This is a genomic window from Dactylosporangium sp. NPDC050688 (assembly GCF_040654515.1).
GTDB lineage: Bacteria > Actinomycetota > Actinomycetes > Mycobacteriales > Micromonosporaceae > Dactylosporangium.
Genome location: NZ_JBFAIC010000185.1, coordinates 1 through 1,459 on the forward strand (window position 1 = coordinate 1; position 1,459 = coordinate 1,459).

Below are 1,459 nucleotides of genomic sequence, written 5' to 3' on the forward strand. Positions count from 1 at the left end.
GGGTCTTCGAAGTTAGCGGGGGTCGAGATGCCCGCGGGCTTTGCGGGTGGTGGCGGTTCGGGTTCGTAGTCGCTGGTTGACGGGGTTGCGGAAGCCGTAGGCGTCGCGGGCGACGGTCTTGATGACCCGGTTGGTGCCCTCGGACCCGGCGTTGGTGATCCCGGTGTGCAGGAACGCCAGGATTTCCGGCCACCACGTCTCGACGGTCGTGGCCAGGCGCTCCAGCTCGGGAAGGTCGGCGTCGGCGCAGCGGCGGTAGAACCGGTACAGCAGGTCGCGGACCTCCTCCCGGTCCGGGTGGGTGCGGGCGGTGGCGAGCAGGTCGAGCAGGTCTTCCTTGGCGTGCCACGCGGCGGTGACCGGTGCGCCGATCATCTTGGGCAGGCCGGCGAGCTCGTCGAGGAGGGCGTCGACGTGTTCGCCGCGCATCCGGGCGGCGGAACGGGTGAGCCGGTTGCGCAGTTCCCACTCGCGGTTGCCTTTGCGGCCGCGCCGGCCGCGGTGGGTCACGGTGACGCGGCGGCGGACCTCGGTGAGGGTCTGGTTCGCCAGCTGGACCAGGTGAAAGTGGTCCACGACCAGGGTGGCCTGTGGCAGGGCCCGGCGGACCGCCGACTTGAAGATCGTGCACATGTCGATCGCGACGAACCGGACCGTGTCGCGCCAGGCCTGGTCGCGGCCGTCGAGCCAGTCGATGACCGCCTGGGCGGTGCGGCCTTCGACCTGTCCGAGCAGGCCCTGCCGACCGGACAGATCGACGAACCCGACGTGCCAGCGATCCACCGTGGTCTGCCAGACGCCAGCGGCCTCGTCGAGGACCCATCTCGGCCGGCCTCGGCGGGTCTCGTCGATACCGAGCACCTGCACCGGCTCGGGCTGGGCTGGCAGCACCGCCCGGGCGTGGCCGGTGAACGCCGCCGCGACGACCGGCCAGGACACCGCATGGTCGCGGGCCGCCTGGACCACGGTACGGCCGGCATCGGCGACCACTGCCCCGGCCGCAGCCCGTAACCGGCTGGTCAGCCGCTTGCGTGGTGGCACGGCCGGCACCGACTCGGTGAACGTGCGCCGCCGGCACGCCGGCTCGTCGCAGCGCCAGCGGCGTTTGGTCCACACCAGTTGTGCCCGGCGGCCACCGACGGGCAGGTCACGCGGCCGGGTCACCCGCCGGCCCTTGGACCGCCGCGCCCGGGTGCCGCAGTCCGGGCAGTGCCGTGCCTGCTCATCGGCGGTGACCAGGTGCACCACCGGCACGTCGGTGTCGCTGGCGACCCCGACCACGGCCAGGCCGTCAAGGCCCAGCAGCCGCGTCGTATCGTTAACCACGCCCGTAGCTCTTCTGTTGTGATCATCTTGCCTAGACAACAACATGATCCACAAGAGCTACGGGCATCTATCAATCAGGGTCCACAATGGAGTCCTGCCGGGCAGTCAGACCCCCACCAAGTTCGAAGACCCG

1 protein-coding gene is annotated in these 1,459 nt (G+C 70.9%); it reads right to left on the reverse strand.

Annotation, left to right across the window (positions count from 1 at the left end; all coding sequences use genetic code 11):
• Positions 1-12 precede the first annotated feature (12 nt).
• Positions 13-1,326, reverse strand: a complete 1,314-nt coding sequence (locus tag AB0H83_RS51865; RefSeq protein ID WP_360111488.1) for an ISL3 family transposase — start codon at positions 1,324-1,326, stop codon at positions 13-15.
• Between the last annotated feature and the right edge of the window lie 133 nt (positions 1,327-1,459).